12 protein-coding genes are annotated in these 15,494 nt (G+C 61.6%); 4 read left to right on the top strand and 8 right to left on the bottom strand.

Annotated elements, in window-relative coordinates; translation table 11 throughout:
* The first annotated feature begins 142 nt into the window (after positions 1 to 142).
* Both BMY55_RS16295 and BMY55_RS16290 read left to right on the top strand, forming a co-directional pair.
* Positions 143 to 1,102, top strand: coding sequence for an efflux RND transporter periplasmic adaptor subunit (locus tag BMY55_RS16295; RefSeq protein ID WP_091433750.1), 960 nt, complete (start codon positions 143 to 145; stop codon positions 1,100 to 1,102).
* Positions 1,099 to 4,338, top strand: a complete 3,240-nt coding sequence (locus BMY55_RS16290; protein WP_091433479.1) for an efflux RND transporter permease subunit — start codon at positions 1,099 to 1,101, stop codon at positions 4,336 to 4,338. Before BMY55_RS16295 ends, BMY55_RS16290 begins: the two co-directional genes overlap by 4 nt.
* Here BMY55_RS16290 and BMY55_RS16285 read toward each other — a convergent pair.
* The 5 genes from BMY55_RS16285 to BMY55_RS16265 all read right to left on the bottom strand — a co-directional run bounded on the left by BMY55_RS16285 (position 4,335) and on the right by BMY55_RS16265 (position 10,294).
* Entirely contained in the window at positions 4,335 to 5,507 is a 1,173-nt protein-coding gene (locus tag BMY55_RS16285) for an MFS transporter (protein WP_245744802.1), read from the bottom strand. The two genes, BMY55_RS16290 and BMY55_RS16285, sit on opposite strands and share 4 nt — an antisense overlap.
* Before the next feature lie 612 nt (positions 5,508 to 6,119).
* Positions 6,120 to 6,752 carry an ATP-binding cassette domain-containing protein gene (locus BMY55_RS16280; RefSeq protein ID WP_091433448.1) on the bottom strand — a complete coding sequence of 211 codons (633 nt, stop codon included), beginning with the start codon at positions 6,750 to 6,752 and terminating at the stop codon, positions 6,120 to 6,122.
* Positions 6,745 to 8,448, bottom strand: a complete 1,704-nt coding sequence (locus BMY55_RS16275; protein WP_091433417.1) for an ABC transporter permease — start codon at positions 8,446 to 8,448, stop codon at positions 6,745 to 6,747. The genes BMY55_RS16280 and BMY55_RS16275 overlap by 8 nt, the downstream gene beginning before the upstream one ends.
* 8 nt (positions 8,449 to 8,456) lie before the next feature.
* Positions 8,457 to 9,662 carry an ABC transporter substrate-binding protein gene (locus BMY55_RS16270; RefSeq protein WP_091433414.1) on the bottom strand — a complete coding sequence of 402 codons (1,206 nt, stop codon included), beginning with the start codon at positions 9,660 to 9,662 and terminating at the stop codon, positions 8,457 to 8,459.
* Positions 9,662 to 10,294: a CDP-alcohol phosphatidyltransferase family protein gene (locus BMY55_RS16265; RefSeq protein ID WP_091433411.1), complete on the bottom strand. Its 633-nt coding sequence runs from the start codon at positions 10,292 to 10,294 to the stop codon at positions 9,662 to 9,664. The genes BMY55_RS16270 and BMY55_RS16265 overlap by 1 nt, the downstream gene beginning before the upstream one ends.
* Positions 10,295 to 10,489: 195 nt before the next feature.
* Here BMY55_RS16265 and BMY55_RS16260 point away from each other — a divergent pair, with 195 nt between their 5' ends.
* Both BMY55_RS16260 and BMY55_RS16255 read left to right on the top strand, forming a co-directional pair.
* A complete protein-coding gene (locus BMY55_RS16260) occupies positions 10,490 to 11,500 on the top strand; it encodes a type I glyceraldehyde-3-phosphate dehydrogenase (protein ID WP_091433408.1) in 1,011 nt (336 codons plus the stop codon).
* Between the two features lie 12 nt (positions 11,501 to 11,512).
* Positions 11,513 to 12,295, top strand: a complete 783-nt coding sequence (locus BMY55_RS16255; protein WP_091433405.1) for an NAD(P)-binding domain-containing protein — start codon at positions 11,513 to 11,515, stop codon at positions 12,293 to 12,295.
* Between the two features lie 108 nt (positions 12,296 to 12,403).
* Here BMY55_RS16255 and BMY55_RS16835 read toward each other — a convergent pair whose 3' ends face one another.
* The 3 genes from BMY55_RS16835 to BMY55_RS16240 form a co-directional block, all read right to left on the bottom strand.
* Positions 12,404 to 12,667 (bottom strand): hypothetical protein, encoded by a 264-nt coding sequence (locus tag BMY55_RS16835; protein WP_218142266.1) that lies wholly within the window; start codon positions 12,665 to 12,667, stop codon positions 12,404 to 12,406.
* Positions 12,668 to 12,969: 302 nt separating this feature from the next.
* The gene (locus BMY55_RS16245) at positions 12,970 to 14,526 is read right to left on the bottom strand and encodes a S8 family serine peptidase (protein WP_091433399.1); all 1,557 of its coding nucleotides are present in this window, start codon (positions 14,524 to 14,526) and stop codon (positions 12,970 to 12,972) included.
* 13 nt (positions 14,527 to 14,539) lie between these two features.
* Positions 14,540 to 15,490 carry a phosphatase PAP2 family protein gene (locus BMY55_RS16240; protein ID WP_218142265.1) on the bottom strand — a complete coding sequence of 317 codons (951 nt, stop codon included), beginning with the start codon at positions 15,488 to 15,490 and terminating at the stop codon, positions 14,540 to 14,542.
* Positions 15,491 to 15,494: the final 4 nt, after the last annotated feature.

The raw sequence follows: 15,494 nt of genomic DNA, 5'->3' as shown, positions 1-15,494 counted from the left end.
TTCCCCTTGCTTTGGAAGGCGTGTCCGACTTGACAATATTTTAGTGTTTACTAATTTAGTTTTTGCTAATATGAAAGTCAAGCGCAACTGGCTGCCTAATGCCGGACGCAGACAGAAACCCGCCCAAACCAAAGGCGTCGATATGTTAAAACCACTGCTTCTTTCCCTTTTTCTTGCCGGGCCGGTGATGGCCCAGACTTACGAGGTGACGGCCACCGATCTGTCAGACCGCAAGGCGGTGTTCGCCACGGTGGAAAGCGTCGATACGTTGACCGCGCGGACCCGGATCGGCGGCACGATTGTTGATCTGATGGTTGACGAAGGCGACATGGTTGCGGCAGGTGACGTTCTGGCGCGGGTGGTCAACGAACAGATGGAACCGCAGATTGCGGCGGCCACTTCGCAGGCCACATCGCTTGAGGCGGAACTGGCACAGGCACGTGACGACCTGCGGCGGGCCGAGGACTTGCTGGCGCGTGGCATCATCGCCCAAACCCGCGTGGATCAGGCGCAAACCGCTGTGGCGGTGCTTGAGGGGCGGTTGGCTTCGGCCCGCCAATCGCGCGACGTGTTGGTGCAGCAACAGCGGGAAGGCGAGGTGCTGGCCCCCGGCGCAGGTCGTGTGCTGAACGTGTTGGCCCCGCGCGGCAGCGTCATGTTGCCGGGCGAGCCGGTGGCGATCATCGCATCAGATCACTATCTGTTGCGCCTGAACGTGCCCGAACGCCATGCCCGATCCATCGCCGAAGGCAACCTGATCGAAATCGCCGGGGCCGCACTTGGGGGCGAAGTCGCCCAGACCGGCGTGATCCGGCAGGTCTATCCCCAGATCACCAATGGCCGCATCACGGCAGATGCCGAGGTGGACGGGCTGGGCAGCTTCTTTGTGGGCGAACGCGTGCGGGTCTATGTGACCGTCGATACGCGGCAGGGCATTGTCATTCCCCGCGACCTTGTCTCCACCCGGTTCGGCAATGATTTTGTGACCCTGCAAACCTCTGACGGCACGCGCGACGTGGTGGTTCTGTTGGGCGAGGAAACCGGCGACGGTGTTGAAATTCTTGCAGGATTGTCGGCAGGCGACAAACTGGTGCAGCCATGAAGCTGGGTATTTCCGGGCGTCTGACCAAGGCGTTCATCCGCTCGCCCTTGACGCCGCTTTTGCTGTTGGCTTCGCTGGCGATGGGATTGATTGCACTGGCGGTCATCCCACGTGAAGAAGAGCCGCAAATCTCGGTCCCCATGGTCGATGTGATGCTGCGCACCGACGGGCTGCACGCGCCCGATGCGGTCGAACTGGTGACAGAACCGCTTGAGGCGATTCTAGGCTCGATCAATGCGGTTGAACATGTCTATTCCCAGACGGCGGATGACAGCGTGATGGTCACTGCCCGGTTTGACGTGGGCACCGACCCAGATGACGCAATCCTGCGTGTGAACGAACGGATCATGGCCAATATGGACCGCATCCCGCAGGGCATATCGCAGCCCTTGATTGTCGGGCGCGGTATCAATGACGTGGCGATTGTCGCGCTGACCCTGTCGCCCAGGCCGGACGCGGCCGAGTATTGGGACGATCGTGCGCTGTATTCTCTGGTCGAGGAGTTGCGCGCCTCGCTTATGTCGGTCGAGGATGTAGGGCTGACCTATATCGTTGGCGGGCGCACGGACCAGATCCGCATTGAACCGGATCCCGAACGGCTGGCCCTTTATGGTGTCACACTGCAACAACTGGCCGCGCGCGTGGGCGAAGCCAACCAGGCCTTCCCGGCAGGCACCGTTACCACACTGGACCGCAGCCTGACGGTGACGGCGGGACAGACCTTGCGCGGCCCTTCGGATATTGGCCTGTTGCAACTGACCACCCGCGACGGACGTCCCGTCTATGTGCGCGATGTGGCAGATATCGTCGTTGGTGGCGCACCCGTAGACGCGCGCACCTGGACGATGACCCGCGACGATCCCGCGGCAGCCTGGACGCGCCTGCCCGCCGTGACGCTGGCAATTGCCAAGCGCGAAGGCGCCAACGCCGTATTGGTTGCCGAACATGTGCTGGAGCGGCTGGAGCTTCTGCGTGGCAGTCTGATCCCCGAGGATATCGCGGTCGAAGTCACCCGAAACTATGGTCAATCAGCCGATGAGAAGGCCGATGAACTGCTGTTTCACCTTGGCCTTGCCACGGTCTCGATCGTGCTGCTTGTGACGCTTGTCATTGGATGGCGTGAAGGTATCGTGGTCGCCATCGTTATTCCGACCACCATTCTGCTGACGTTGTTTGCGTCCAACATGATGGGCTATACGATCAACAGGGTGTCACTGTTCGCGCTGATCTTTTCCATCGGTATTCTGGTTGATGACGCCATCGTGGTGATTGAAAACATCGCGCGACACTGGGCGATGCGTGACGGGCGCTCGCGCGTGACCGCCGCGATCGAGGCTGTGGCCGAGGTGGGCAACCCCACCATCGTCGCCACCCTGACCGTGGTGGCTGCACTTTTGCCGATGCTGTTCGTGTCGGGCCTGATGGGGCCGTATATGGGGCCGATCCCTGTCAATGCGTCGGCTGCGATGATCTTTTCCTTCTTCGTTGCCGTGATCCTGACCCCGTGGCTGATGCTGAAGATCGCCGGGCGCGGCGGTGCAGAGGCTGGCGGGCATGGCCACGACAGCGAAGGCGTGCTGGGACGTCTGTTCCGCCGGATTGCCGCGCCTGTGATTGCCAGCCGCTGGCGGGCAGGTGTGTTCCTGGTCGTGGTGCTGGTTCTGACCGGCGGCTCGATGACCTTCTTCTTCGACCGCACCGTGGTCGTGAAGCTGCTGCCTTTTGACAACAAATCCGAGTTTCAGGTCATTCTGGACATGCCCGAAGGCACCAGCCTAGAACGGACCGAGCGTGTGCTGACCGAAGCGGCGGAGCGGTTGGCCGCCTTGCCCGAAGCAACCTCGATCCAGCTTCATGCGGGGACGGCGGCACCCTTCAACTTCAACGGGCTTGTGCGGCACTACTACTTGCGCAAACAGCCCGAACTGGGCGATTTACAGGTTAATCTTGAAGAAAAGAGTCACCGCGACCGCTCGTCCCACGAAATCGCCCTGGCGGCACGTGAAATGCTGGCGGATATGGACCTGCCCGAAGGCGGCTCGATCCAGATTGCTGAAATCCCGCCGGGGCCACCGGTTCTGGCGACCTTGCTGGCCGAGATTTACGGCCCCGATGCCGACACCCGGCGGGCGGTGGCGCGCGAGGTGCGCGAAGCCTTCGCCGCCGTGCCCTATGTGGTGGATGTCGAAGACAGCTTCGGCCAACCCCGCCCGCGTCTGCGATTGGCGATTGATCAGGACAGTCTGGAATATTTCAACGTCCTGCAAAGCGATGTCTATGACACGATCCGCGTGTTGTTCGACGGGATGCCCGTAGGCTATTCCCATCGCGGCGAGGGGCGCGACCCGACCGAAATCCGTGTGGCCCTGCCGCGGGGCGAGCTGAGCTGGTCCGAGCGACTGGCGTCCACCCCTGTGCCCGCAAACCTGTTGCCGGGCGACCGGGGCGTGGTCGAGCTGGGCGATCTTGTGACGGTCACGGAAGAGGCCGGAAACTATCCGATCTTTCGACACAATGGCCGTTTTGCCGAAATGGTGATGGCCGAAATGGCGGGTGATTTCGAAGCGCCGATCTACGGAATGATCGCTGTGCAAAACGCGCTGGACGACCGGCCCTGGAGTGCCGAGGTGCCAAAGCCCGAAATCAGTCTTTATGGTCAGCCCGACAGCGATGCCACCCCCACCCTGTTGTGGGACGGCGAATGGGAAGTCACATATGTCACCTTCCGCGACATGGGCGCGGCGTTCGGGGTGGCGATCCTGGCGATCTATGTGCTGGTGGTGGCGCAATTCGGGTCGTTCCGGGTGCCGTTGATCATCCTGACGCCCATTCCGCTGACCTTCATCGGGATCGTGTTCGGACATTGGGTGTTCGATGCCGCGTTCACCGCAACTTCGATGATCGGATTCATTGCGCTGGCGGGGATTATCGTGCGCAACTCGATCCTGTTGGTAGATTTCATACGGCACGGGGCCGAAGGGGACGAACCCCTGCGCGAAACCCTGCTGCGCGCCGGTGCGATCCGGTTCAAGCCGATCCTGTTGACCGCGATTGCCGCGATGATCGGGGCATCGGTGATCCTGACCGACCCGATCTTTCAGGGGCTTGCGATCTCGCTTCTGTTCGGGCTGGCATCGTCGACCTTGCTGACGGTTCTGGTGATCCCGGCGATTTACGTGCTGTTCAAGAAGGCGGATCAACCCTATCGGCCTGCGATCGTGTCGGAGGATGATTAAGGGTCGGGCTGTCTAAGCGCCGGAGCCAGCGACGCCATCAGCACCGCCAAAGCCATCAGCAAGGCGAAGCTGACCCGGATCGAGCTGACTTCGGCAATGAAGCCGATGACCGGTGGCCCCATCAAAAGCCCGCCGTAACCAAGCGTGGCGAGGCTGGCAACCGCCTTGCCGGGCGACAGAATGGGGTCGTTGGTGGCGCGGCTGAAGGCCAGTGGCATGATCACCGCATAGCCGATGCCCATCAGCGCAAAGCCGACCAGTGCGACCGGATAGGTGGCGATGCCGACGGCCAACCCGGCCCCAAGCGCGGCGGTGCCACCGGCAAGCCGTGCGGTGCGCATCGGCCCAAGGCGATATGTGACCCTATCTCCGCCCAATCGCATGATCACCATCGCCACGGAAAAGACAGCATACCCGATGGCGGCCGACGCCTCGGAAACGCCAGTCGTGGTCATCAGGAAAATCGCGCCCCAATCCGCCATCGCGCCTTCGCCCAGTGACGCACACATGGCGATCAGGCCGACCAGCACGAGCTGGCCCTTGGGCAAGGTGAACAGCGGTGCATGCGGCGCATCAATACGCGGTGCCGGCGCCCAAAGGGGCGACGTGGCGGGCGGAACGGCCAGCCACAGGCAGACGGCGGCCACCACGCCGATCACCAACACGCCGTGGGCCAGCAGCGGCAGTCCCAGTTTGATCGCGACGAAGCCTGACGCCGCCCCAAGCCCCGCGCCCACGGACCAAGAGGCATGGAAGCGTGACATCATCGGGCGGGGAAGGCGTCGTTCGACCGCACCTGCCCAAGAGTTCATCGCCACATCCATCGCGCCATGTGTTGCGCCAAAAAAGAACAGCGCGGCAGCGAGGGTTGAAACCGTCGGGGCCAACCCGATGCCAAGGATTGACAGCGCGTGAATGGCGCCGACCCAGACGGTGGTGGTGGCCGCGCCATGGCGGTCCACCCAGCGGCCTGCCAGCGGAAATGCCGCAATCGCACCGCCACCCATCAAGAGCAGAAGCAACCCCAGCGCGCCGGGGTCCAGCGACAGCTTGACCGAGACGGTGGGGATACGCGACGCCCAGAGGCCAAACAGCGTGCCGTTCAGAACGAACATCGCGATCACCGCATTGCGGGCGGCCAGAACGGTGGGGGCAGGGGTGTCAGGCATGGATAACCTTGCGGTGTTGCACCGTGACGATGCGGTGGGTCCAACGTGAGGAAACAGTGACGAAGTGCCGGGTCAGAGCCACATATTGGCCAATACTCCGAGAGTGCCGTTCGTCGGGTCGACATGCGACCATCCGGTGGTCGGAGTGACAAAGATCGTCATTATTGCAGCGGTGTGGACGTCCGGATCGTCGCCTTTGCCCCGCGCCCGAGCCGAAACGCCCACACCGGAACAGTCTGCATTCCTCTTCGGTCCGGATCGACGCAATCACGATCAAGCATTCGACGTTCGGGACAGGATCGTGAAGATCGAGATGTGACATCGGTGTCCTTCGGCGGTCCAGTATCGTTTGAACGCGCACAGTGGGGCGATTACGCCCAAGAATCAATCAGGACATATTCCCGGATCACGCAGTCCGAATTCTGCATTCTCGTCATTCACCATGCTGGGCTGAATGAAGCCGATGGCGAAGGGCCATACGCGGGAACGCTGAGGCCCAAGCACGGGTGCAGGCAATCTTGACAGGGCCGGATCAGACGAACTTTCTGGACCACCATGACCCGGTGTACCGCACCGTAATTGCGCCGGTCGGTGTTCCGGACATGCCAGACCCTATTCCAGCACAATTACCTTTCCGCCTGCCGCGTCAGCATCCTCGGCGTCATGCGTGACCAATAGCACCGGCAAGGCCCGCGCCTTGGCGTGATCGAACACCAACTGCCGCACTTGACCGCGAAGTTCAGCGTCCAGCCCGGAAAACGGCTCGTCCAGCAGCAGCGCGTGCGGCTCGGACAACAGCATCCGCATCAGGGCAACCCGCGCGCGCTGCCCGCCGGAGAGGGTGGCGGGATCACGATCTGCAAAGCCTCCCAGCCCCACCTCGGCCAGCGCGGCGTCGATCTTTGCGCGTCGTTCCGCCCGCGTTCCACCCTGGGCCAGACCAAAGGCAAGGTTTGCCCCCACCGACAGATGCGGGAACAACAGCGCGTCCTGAAACAGGATGCCGACACAGCGTTCATCAGGTGGCAGTCCGGTCAGGTCGCGCCCGTTCAGATGGATTTGCCCGGATAGTGTGAATTCGGGTGAAAGAGTGCCTATCACAGCGGAAAGTAGAATGGATTTGCCCACGCCCGACGGTCCCATAAGGGTCACGACTTCGCCGGGGGCGACATGGGTGTTGATCGACATCAGGCGGTGACCCGAATGTCTGATACCGATTTGATTCAGATGCAGTCCGTCAGCCATGCAACAGCCCTTTTCGGTTTCGCCATATCAGGGCGGGCAGAGTCAAAGCCAGAGCGAAGGGCACCAGAGCTGCGGCGGTCTGCATCAGGCCAAATACGCCGATCGCACGCCGATCGCCGCCCGAGGCCAGCGCGACGGCCTCTGTGGTCAGCGTCTCGATGCGGCCACCTCCGACCAGCAGCGTCGGCAGATATTGCCCGACGGACACCGCGACCCCGACGGCGATGGCCGTCAGCAGGGGCGCCAGCAGCATCGGCAGACGAATGTACCACAGCACGCGGTTGGGGCCGGACCCAAGGGCGGCAGCGACAGTGGCTTGGCGGTTGTCCCATGCCTGCCAAGGGCCGTCCAACGACAGGCGCAGATAGGGCAGCACGAAGACCAGATGCGCCAGAACGACAGGCCCGCGCCCCATATCCAGGCCAAGCGACAGAAACAAGGTTTGCAGCCCCGGAAGAAACGCGGTTTGCGGCACGATCAGGGGCAGATAGATCAGCCACATCCCCCGCTGGGTCAGACGGAGATTGCGGCGGTGCTCGGTTTCAAGACAGCCGATGGTCAGGACCATGCCGATGGCAACCGCGATGCCGGCAATCAGCATCGTTTCGAAAAATGCATCCAGACTGCCGGATTTGTGCCGCATCCAGTTGCGCGTGGTGAATTGGTCGGGGGTCAGGTCGGGGAAGGTCCAGAACCCGGCAACGGACCAGATGGCGAGGCTGAGAAGCCCCAAAAGCAAAACGCCTGAGATCGCTGTGCCAGCCGCAAAGCCCGCCATGCGCAAGGGGCGGTCGCGGTGTCCCCGTCGCCCCGTCTCGATCCGCATACAGACCAGATGCGCCACCAGTTTTTCACCCAGAAACCAGAACCCGACCACACCGATGACCAGCGCCAGTTGAACCAGCGCCGCAGCGGCGGCTTGCAGGCGGAAGACAAGGTCGGGGTCCGACATCCAACGCACGATTTGCACAGAAAGGGTCGGTGGTGTGGACGGACCAAGGATCACCGCCACGTCAACGACCGACATGGACCATGTCAGCACCACCAGCACAGGCAGGCGGATGCGACCATAGACGGCGGGAAACACCGCGACAAGCCAGGCAAGGATGCGGCCATAGCCCATGCTTTGGCACAGAGCCAAGCGGCGGCGGTCGTCGATCTGGCCCAATGCCGCGATGGACATGAGAAGCAGAAACGGCACCTCTTTCATCACCATACCCAGAATCAGCGATATCCCCCACGGGTCGTTCAGGATCAACAGGTCGGGGGGGCGGTCCCAGCCGGTCAGCCACGGCGAAAACAGCCGCACGATCCAGCCGGACGGGGCGATAAGGAAAGCCAGCCCAAAGGCAGCGGCGGCGTGGGGGACAGACAGGAAAGGGGACAGAAGACGTTCCAGAACGCGAAAGCCCTGTGTGCCCGCCCAACCAGCGAGGATCAGCGCGGTGATCGTCAGCGACAGGATTGCGGCGGTCAGCCCCGTGACCACCGACAGGCGCACCGCCGGGCCAAAGCCGGGCCAGTCGAACAGCGTGCGAAATATATCGAGCGTCAGCCCCGTCCGGCCTGTTGTCGGAAGATGCCCGAAGGCCGGAAGCAAAGTGCCCCACAGCCCTGCCGCCACCGGCCCCAGCAGAACCAGAACGGTCAGCACCGGGAACAAGGGAAGGTGAAGGAACTTTCGGGTTTGGGCCATGTCAGGGTCTATTGCACGCCGTATCGAACCTGCCAATCCTCGGCAATGCGGGTCATCCAGCTGGGGTGCGGTTCGTCCTGCACATCGCCCAGTTGCTGGGGCGTCAGCGTCGCGATGCCAAGGTCAAGCGCGTCAAACTGCGCGCGGTCCTCGGGCGGCAGGGCACCGACATGGAGGACGGTGCCATAGCCCAGCACCTCGGGGTCTTGCGCGTGGGCTTGCGCGATGGGCGACATCAGGAAGTTGGCAACCACCATCGCACCTGCCTTGGAGCCTGAATTATAGGGGATCGCCACGAAGGACGCGTTGCCGATCGTGCCCTTGTCCAAAACGAAAGTTCGCACTGTGGCAGGCAATTCATAGTTGGCTATGGCGGTCGAAGCCTCGGAAGGTGAGAAACTGATCGCGAGGTCGATCTCGTTGTCATTCATCAACTGGATCTGGCGCGGGCCGTTGGCGGGATAGGCGCGGCCCTGACGCCACAGGGTCGGCGTGAGGTCTTCGAGGAAGTCCCAGAGCGGCGCGGTGACGGTGTCATAGGTGTCGTCCGTGACGGGCTGAGCCAGCACCGCAGGATCGTCAGCCAGTTCCACAAGCATTTGCTTCAGAAACGTTGTGCCCAGAAAATCGGGCGGCTGGGGATAGGTGAAGCGGCCGGGATTTGCCTGGGACCAGTCCAGAATTTCAGCGGCCGAGGGCAGGGGGGTCGGAATGTCCGCCGTGTCATACATGAACACGACCTGCGCCATCGCCCATGGGGCCTCATACCCCGCAACCGGAACGGTGAAATCGGTGCGCACGGTCTTGCCTTCGACATCGACAAATTGCCAGTTGGGCAGGTCTTCCGCGAACGGGCCGAACAGCAGGCCGTTTTCTTTCATCGACGCGAAATTTGCCCCGTTGATCCAGATCAGGTCAATGGCACCGTCCGTGTCCTTGCCCACCTGCTTTTCGGACAGCACGCGGGTGACGGCATCGGCGGTGTCGGTCAGTTTCACATGCTCCAGCGTCACACCGAACCGTCCGCTGACCTGGTCGCCGACCCAGTCGATAAACGCATTGGTGGTGGGCGAGCCACCCCAGGCGTTCCAATAAACGGTCTGGCCACGGGCTTCGGTCTCGATCGCGTCCCAATCGGCTGGGTTAGGGTCTGATAGGGCCGGGTGCGTCAACGCGCCCAAGGTCAGGCTGGCGGCAAGGGCAAGGTGTTTCATCAGGTCTCCTGTCGGTCGGTTGTGATGTCGCCAAACGCCTGATACGCGCCCCAGACGCGCAAGATCGCAGTGGCAAAACAAAGTGCGCCGAACAGATACGCGAGCGGCGCGAAATATGTGGGCAGAAGGCAGAGAAGGATGAAGAAGACGATGGTTTCGGTCCCCTCCAGCAAACCGTTCGAATAGTGAAGCGATTTGACGCCCTGGGCCTGGGTGCCGATGCCCTTCCGCTCGGCCAGAATGGCATAGCCCAGAAAGCTCGCCCCGTTGACGTAGAAGGACAAAAGAAGGACCGCGCCTGCGATTCCGTTGGTCTGCGGATCATACAGCACGAACCCCAACGGCACCGCACCGTAGAACAGAAAGTCCGAGGTGATATCCAGATAGCCGCCAAAGTCGGTTCTGTGGGTCGCGCGCGCCACGGCTCCGTCCAACCCATCGGAAAGGCGCGAGGCCAGAATCAGGCCCAAACCCACCGTAAACGCACCCATCGCAACGGCCCCTGCCGCTGCCAGACCAAAACCCAACCCGGCAAGCGTCACCGCGTTTGCTCCTATGCCCAGCTGTGCCAAACCCCGCCCGGCCACGTTCAGCGGCGGGTCAATCAGTTTGCGTGCATAGGCGTCCAACATCGTCGAACCTTTCCCTCTCCCATTCCCCTTGCCCTCTGATCGGGCTTTTTGCCATTTGACCCGGATGCGCCGCCTTCGTCCATCCGGCAAACGCAAACGTGAGCATTCGTCAACGCCCGCAGATTTCACACCGCCCCTTGCACCTGACCCGGCTTTCGCGTTCTGTGGACCCATCACCCAGATGACGAGGTTCAGATGTCCCCCTCCTCCCCGCGCAAAACGCGTATTGGCCTGAACGGCTTTGGCCGCATTGGCCGGTCGATCCTGCGGATCCTGTCTGCGGCGCCGTCGGATTTCGAGGTCGCGTTCATCAATGATATCGAGTCCTTGGACACCTGCGCCTATCTGTTCAAATATGACAGCGTATTTGGCCCCTTCGCGGGGCAGGTCGAGGCATCGGAAGGCGGGTTGTCGATCAACGGCACGGTGATTCCGTTTCACGGACTGTCTGACATCAGCACAATGGACCTGTCGGATGTGGATGTGGTGCTGGAATGCACCGGCATGGCGGGCAAACGGGCGGTGGCGGAACGTGGACTTCAGGCAGGGGCGCGCAATGTGCTGATTTCCGGCCCGTCGAACGAGGCGGATGTGACCATCGTTCTGGGCGCGAACGAGGAAAAGCTGACGGGGCAGAGAATCGTGTCAAACGCGTCTTGCACGACGAACGCGCTGGCCCCGCTGCTGAAACTGCTTGATGACGAACTGGGCGTGATTGGCGGGCATATGACCACGGTGCATTGTTACACTGGCAGTCAGCCGACAGTGGACAAGCCCCGTGCCGATCCGGCGCGGTCGCGGGCAGCCGCGCTGTCCATGGTGCCAACCACCACCAGCGCCCATGAACTGGTGGGCGAGGTGTTGCCCCATCTGGCCGGGCGGGTCGAGGCGCGGGCGATCCGTGTGCCGACCGCCAGTGTTTCAGCCATTGACCTGACTGTTCGCACCGGGCGCGAGGTATCGGTGGCCGAAGCGCGCGCGGTTCTGAAAACAGCCGCGGGCGGGCATGTTCTGGGCTGGACGGACGAGCCGCTCGTGTCCAGCGATCTGCGGATGCGGCCGGAAAGCCTTGTTCTGTCGGGGCCAGAAACCTCGGTGTCGCAAGGGGGGCTGCTTCGGGTCTTTGGCTGGTATGACAATGAATGGGGCTTTTCGCACCGGATGCTGGACGTGGCGCGGATGATCGCGCAGGACGCGCCCGCTTAGGAAGGACGACGCATGGAACGCATAGGATTCATCGGCACGGGCGAGATCGCGGCGGCGATGGTGGCCGGGTTGACCGGGCGCGGGCATCAGATCCTCGTGTCCGAACGGAACGGCGCGATGGCGGCGGCGCTGGCCGCACAGTTCAGCGATGTGACCATCGCCCCGAACGATCAGGTGGTTGCAGACAGCGACACCGTCTTTCTGTGTCTGCTGGCAGACGTGGCACGAAAGGTCGTGCCCGATCTGCCCTTCCGCGACGATCACCGGGTGATTTCGGTGATGGTGGATGTCCCGTTGGCCGATCTAAGGATGCTGTGCGCACCGGTGAACGAAATCGCGATCACGATCCCGCTGCCGTCGATAGCGGTGGGCGGCTCGGCCTTGCCGGTCTATCCTGACAGCATGGCGTTGCGCAGTCTGTTTGCGGATACCGACATGATCATACCCTGCCAGTCCGAGGTTGCGTTGAACGCGCATTTCGCGGCCACGGCGCTGGCATCGCCGATCCTGGATCAGATGCGTGAAGGGGCGCGTTGGCTGGCGGCGCTGACGGGCGATCAAACGGCGTCGGAGCAGTATTTGGCGACGGTGTTTGCAGGCTTTCTGCGCAGTATGACCGAGAACCCGGAAACGTCCTTTACCGATCTGCTGGACAGTCTTGCGACCGAAGGCGGGCTGAACGCCGCGATGCGCGCCCATATGCGCGAAGCCGGGGTGGTTGACGCATTGGCCGATGGGTTGGACGCGTTGAAACCGCGTCTGGGTCTGACGGATCAGACACCCATGCTGCGGTAACAAGAAAACGGGTCGGCGGGAGAAACCGACCCGTTTACGTGTGTTCCATCGCCTGCGTTGTGCGGCCCACCGGCACCGGCATTGCCGATGACGGCCGCACGGCGAAGGTTACTGGAACACGCTACCATCATCGTCCAGTGCGATCTGGGCGACCGTATCATGGTTGAGCAGATCTTCGATCTGTCGCGATGTCAGATCCGCCACAAGCAACTGGATCTCGGCCATATTGTCGTCGACCATGACACCGTTCTTGTTCAGGTGATCCATCAGAAGATCGCAATCATCATGGCAGGTGATCAGCACGGGATGAGAATTTCCTGTCAGACTTTCCATCCGGTCTTTCAGTTTCGGGTCCAGTTTTTGCATGGTCATACCTCGGTTCATCAGGTCGGTTATCGGGTTGGTATCATCGGGTCTTGGGTCTGAATCTCTGGTGCGAACTGAGAAACCAGCCTGGGGTTTGGAAAGGAACAGGTGATAAAAATGGCTTTCGCCAAACGGGTTCCTCAGAACGCCTGTATAATATGACGCCGGGGCATAAACGGGGCGAAAGGGTGGCGTGAATATTGCGTTATTAAACGTGAATTTCGGGCAGATTTGCGTGAATTCAGCGGGACGCGCGCAAGAAAAAGCCGCCGGGGTCATGGCCGGCGGCTTTGGCGGCTTGTCGCGGCTCAGTTCAGCGCGGCGGTCACGGCGGCTTTGGCGTCAATCAGCCCGGCGCCAAAAAAAGTCTCGAACGCGTCGGCGTCTTCATTGGCAACATTCATGCAGTCGGATTTCAGGGGCAACGTTGTGCCCATCATCGGCATGTCACGACGCGCAGTGGTCATCAGAAGCGTTTTCAGATCGCACCCGTCGCGTGGACCCTTGCCGCTGCCCGACAACCGTTCGGCCCGGCGCACCAGCGCCACCACGCCGCCGACCAGCGCCGAGGCGCCAGAGGTGCCGCCAAACTGAGTGTAGAACCCGCTCTTCGCCAGCTCGACTGGCATGTCTGGATCTTCGCTTCCTGCCCCGTCATATCCGAAACTTCCGGGAATGTCGGTGCTCAGCAATCCCTTGCGGCTATAGGACACTGCCATCGCGCTGTCGGGTTTCAGATACCCGATCTTGTCCACCCGTTTTGGCGTTTCCCGCAATTGGTGGCGGTTGAAGACCTCCATATCATCTGACGGGGCAACCAGCGTCAGGCCGTCACCGTAATTGGAATAGCCAGAGCGATAGCCCTGACCCGACACAGCCCCCACGGCGATGATGCCGTTTTCACGATTTGCAAGATTGGCGGGGAACAGCAATTGGCTTTCGCCTTCATTTCCAGCGGCGCAGACAATGGGAACGTGTTTGCTGATCGCGATGAACAGCGCCTGCACCACATGCCACAGGTGGCGCCCGGTTTCGGACACTTGTGGCGCGGTGGGATCATGGGGCGAGGCTTTGGCGGTCAACACTTCGATCCGGTGCAGAAGGTCGGCGGCTTCGCGATTGGCCCAACTTTGCAGCTCGGCCTTGAAATCGTCCTTGGGTGTCACGACCGAGGCGTCAGGGTCCGGCAAGCCGCGCGGCATCACGATCACGTCGGGCTTTTGGTGCCAGGCATAAAGCAGGGCTGCGATGAATTGCAGCGGGTCATTGTCAAACCCGGTGCGCAGCGAAATCAGGGTTGAAAACGGATCGACCCCGAAATAAGGGATCACCCCGACCGAGGGATTATCGTCCTTCGCGTAGCAATGTTCCGGCCCGCCGACGATCAGTCCGCTGACGGCGGTGCCATGCGACGCAAATCTGGCTTCGGTGTCGCCAAAGGGGCGCAGCTCGCCGGTGCTGTCGGTCAGATGCTGGACCACCTCATCGAACATCGCGCGTTCATCAGCGTCCAGCCCGTCAAGATGCAAGCCATCGACCGACAACCCGGCAAAGTTCTTCTGCTCGCCACTCGACCCAGTCGCCAGACGCGCCCCATAGGGCGTTCCGGTGAAGTCGAGCGAGCGCGCTGCATCGACCCGGTCTTTCAGGTTCGGGTGGGCAAAGCTGCATCCGACATCGATCAGAACAACGGTCGAAGGCGTCGCCTCGGCCCTGGCCGCCAGAGTGTCCCACAGCGTATCGGCAAAACCCGTCTGCGCCTTGTCGGGCGTCAGCACGCCCAGCGACACAAGGTGCCACAGGTAATAATAGCTGCTTTCCTCGACTTGCTCTGCCCCGGCGCATTTTGAGATTGCGGTGTTCATATTCTTCGGCCCCTCAGATCCATTCTTGCTGCACGGTCTGATAGCGGTCGGCGAAAGCCTCGGCGAACAGGGGTGCAAATCGTTTCGCCAGAAGCAGTCCGGCAGCCGTATCGCTGGGATAATGCAGCCCGGCCCATTCCCGGTTTTGCGCCACGTTCAACGCGGCTTCGGACAAGACCTGCGTGGCGGGATGTTCCGGCAGGATCGTGTTGAACGCGAAGGCCAGCGTGTGACACTGGAAGGAATGGTTGCTGGGATAGGCCTCGTGCGCCGGGTTGGGCAGGACGGGACGCAGGCGCGGTTCAATCTGGTTGGGTCGAAGCCGCCCGAAGAGACCCTTGTAATAAAGCCCGATATATTCAGTGACGGTCAAAAGTTCCAGAAACAGCGCCTCGGTGTTTTCAAACCCCGACAGCCCGTCAATGCCAAGCGGGCGGGTGAAGGCGGTCAGATCCAGCGTAGCTTCTTGTATGATATCGGGAATACGCATTTTGCGTTCGTCGATATTGCGCTGCATGGCCAAGAGCAGCAGAGTTTCCAACCGACTGTGATCCGGGCCGGGCGGCGGCGGCAGGGTGATGTTGGTCCATTCATCCGGCAGTCGTGCGCCCAGATCGGCAGCACCAGCACGGTGCAGACGCAACAGGGCGTCCGTGGGCATCAAGGCGCCGCTGGCCCCTTGGGCGCTTGGGGCCTGAAGTTTGTTCTTGTTCTTGTTTTTATTCTTGTTTTTGTTCTTGTTCAGCGCCGATTTGTTGAAGGCGGATTTGTTCAGAACCATCCTGACTGCGCTGACGCCGCCTGCGCCCTGCGCGCCTGTGCGGCTTTCGACCGAGATCTCGGCGATCTTGTCGGTGGCATCATCAAACTGAAGGCCATTTGGGCCTACGGTGATCTGCGCAAGGCTCAGAAATTCAGCGATAGAGCCACATTCATGGATAGTGTCGGCCCGGTCTTTCATCATGTCA

Source organism: Aliiroseovarius sediminilitoris, from assembly GCF_900109955.1.
Taxonomy (GTDB): Bacteria; Pseudomonadota; Alphaproteobacteria; order Rhodobacterales; family Rhodobacteraceae; genus Aliiroseovarius; species Aliiroseovarius sediminilitoris.
Note: the sequence above shows the minus strand (reverse complement) of the source record. Positions and strands in the feature narration are given on the sequence as shown.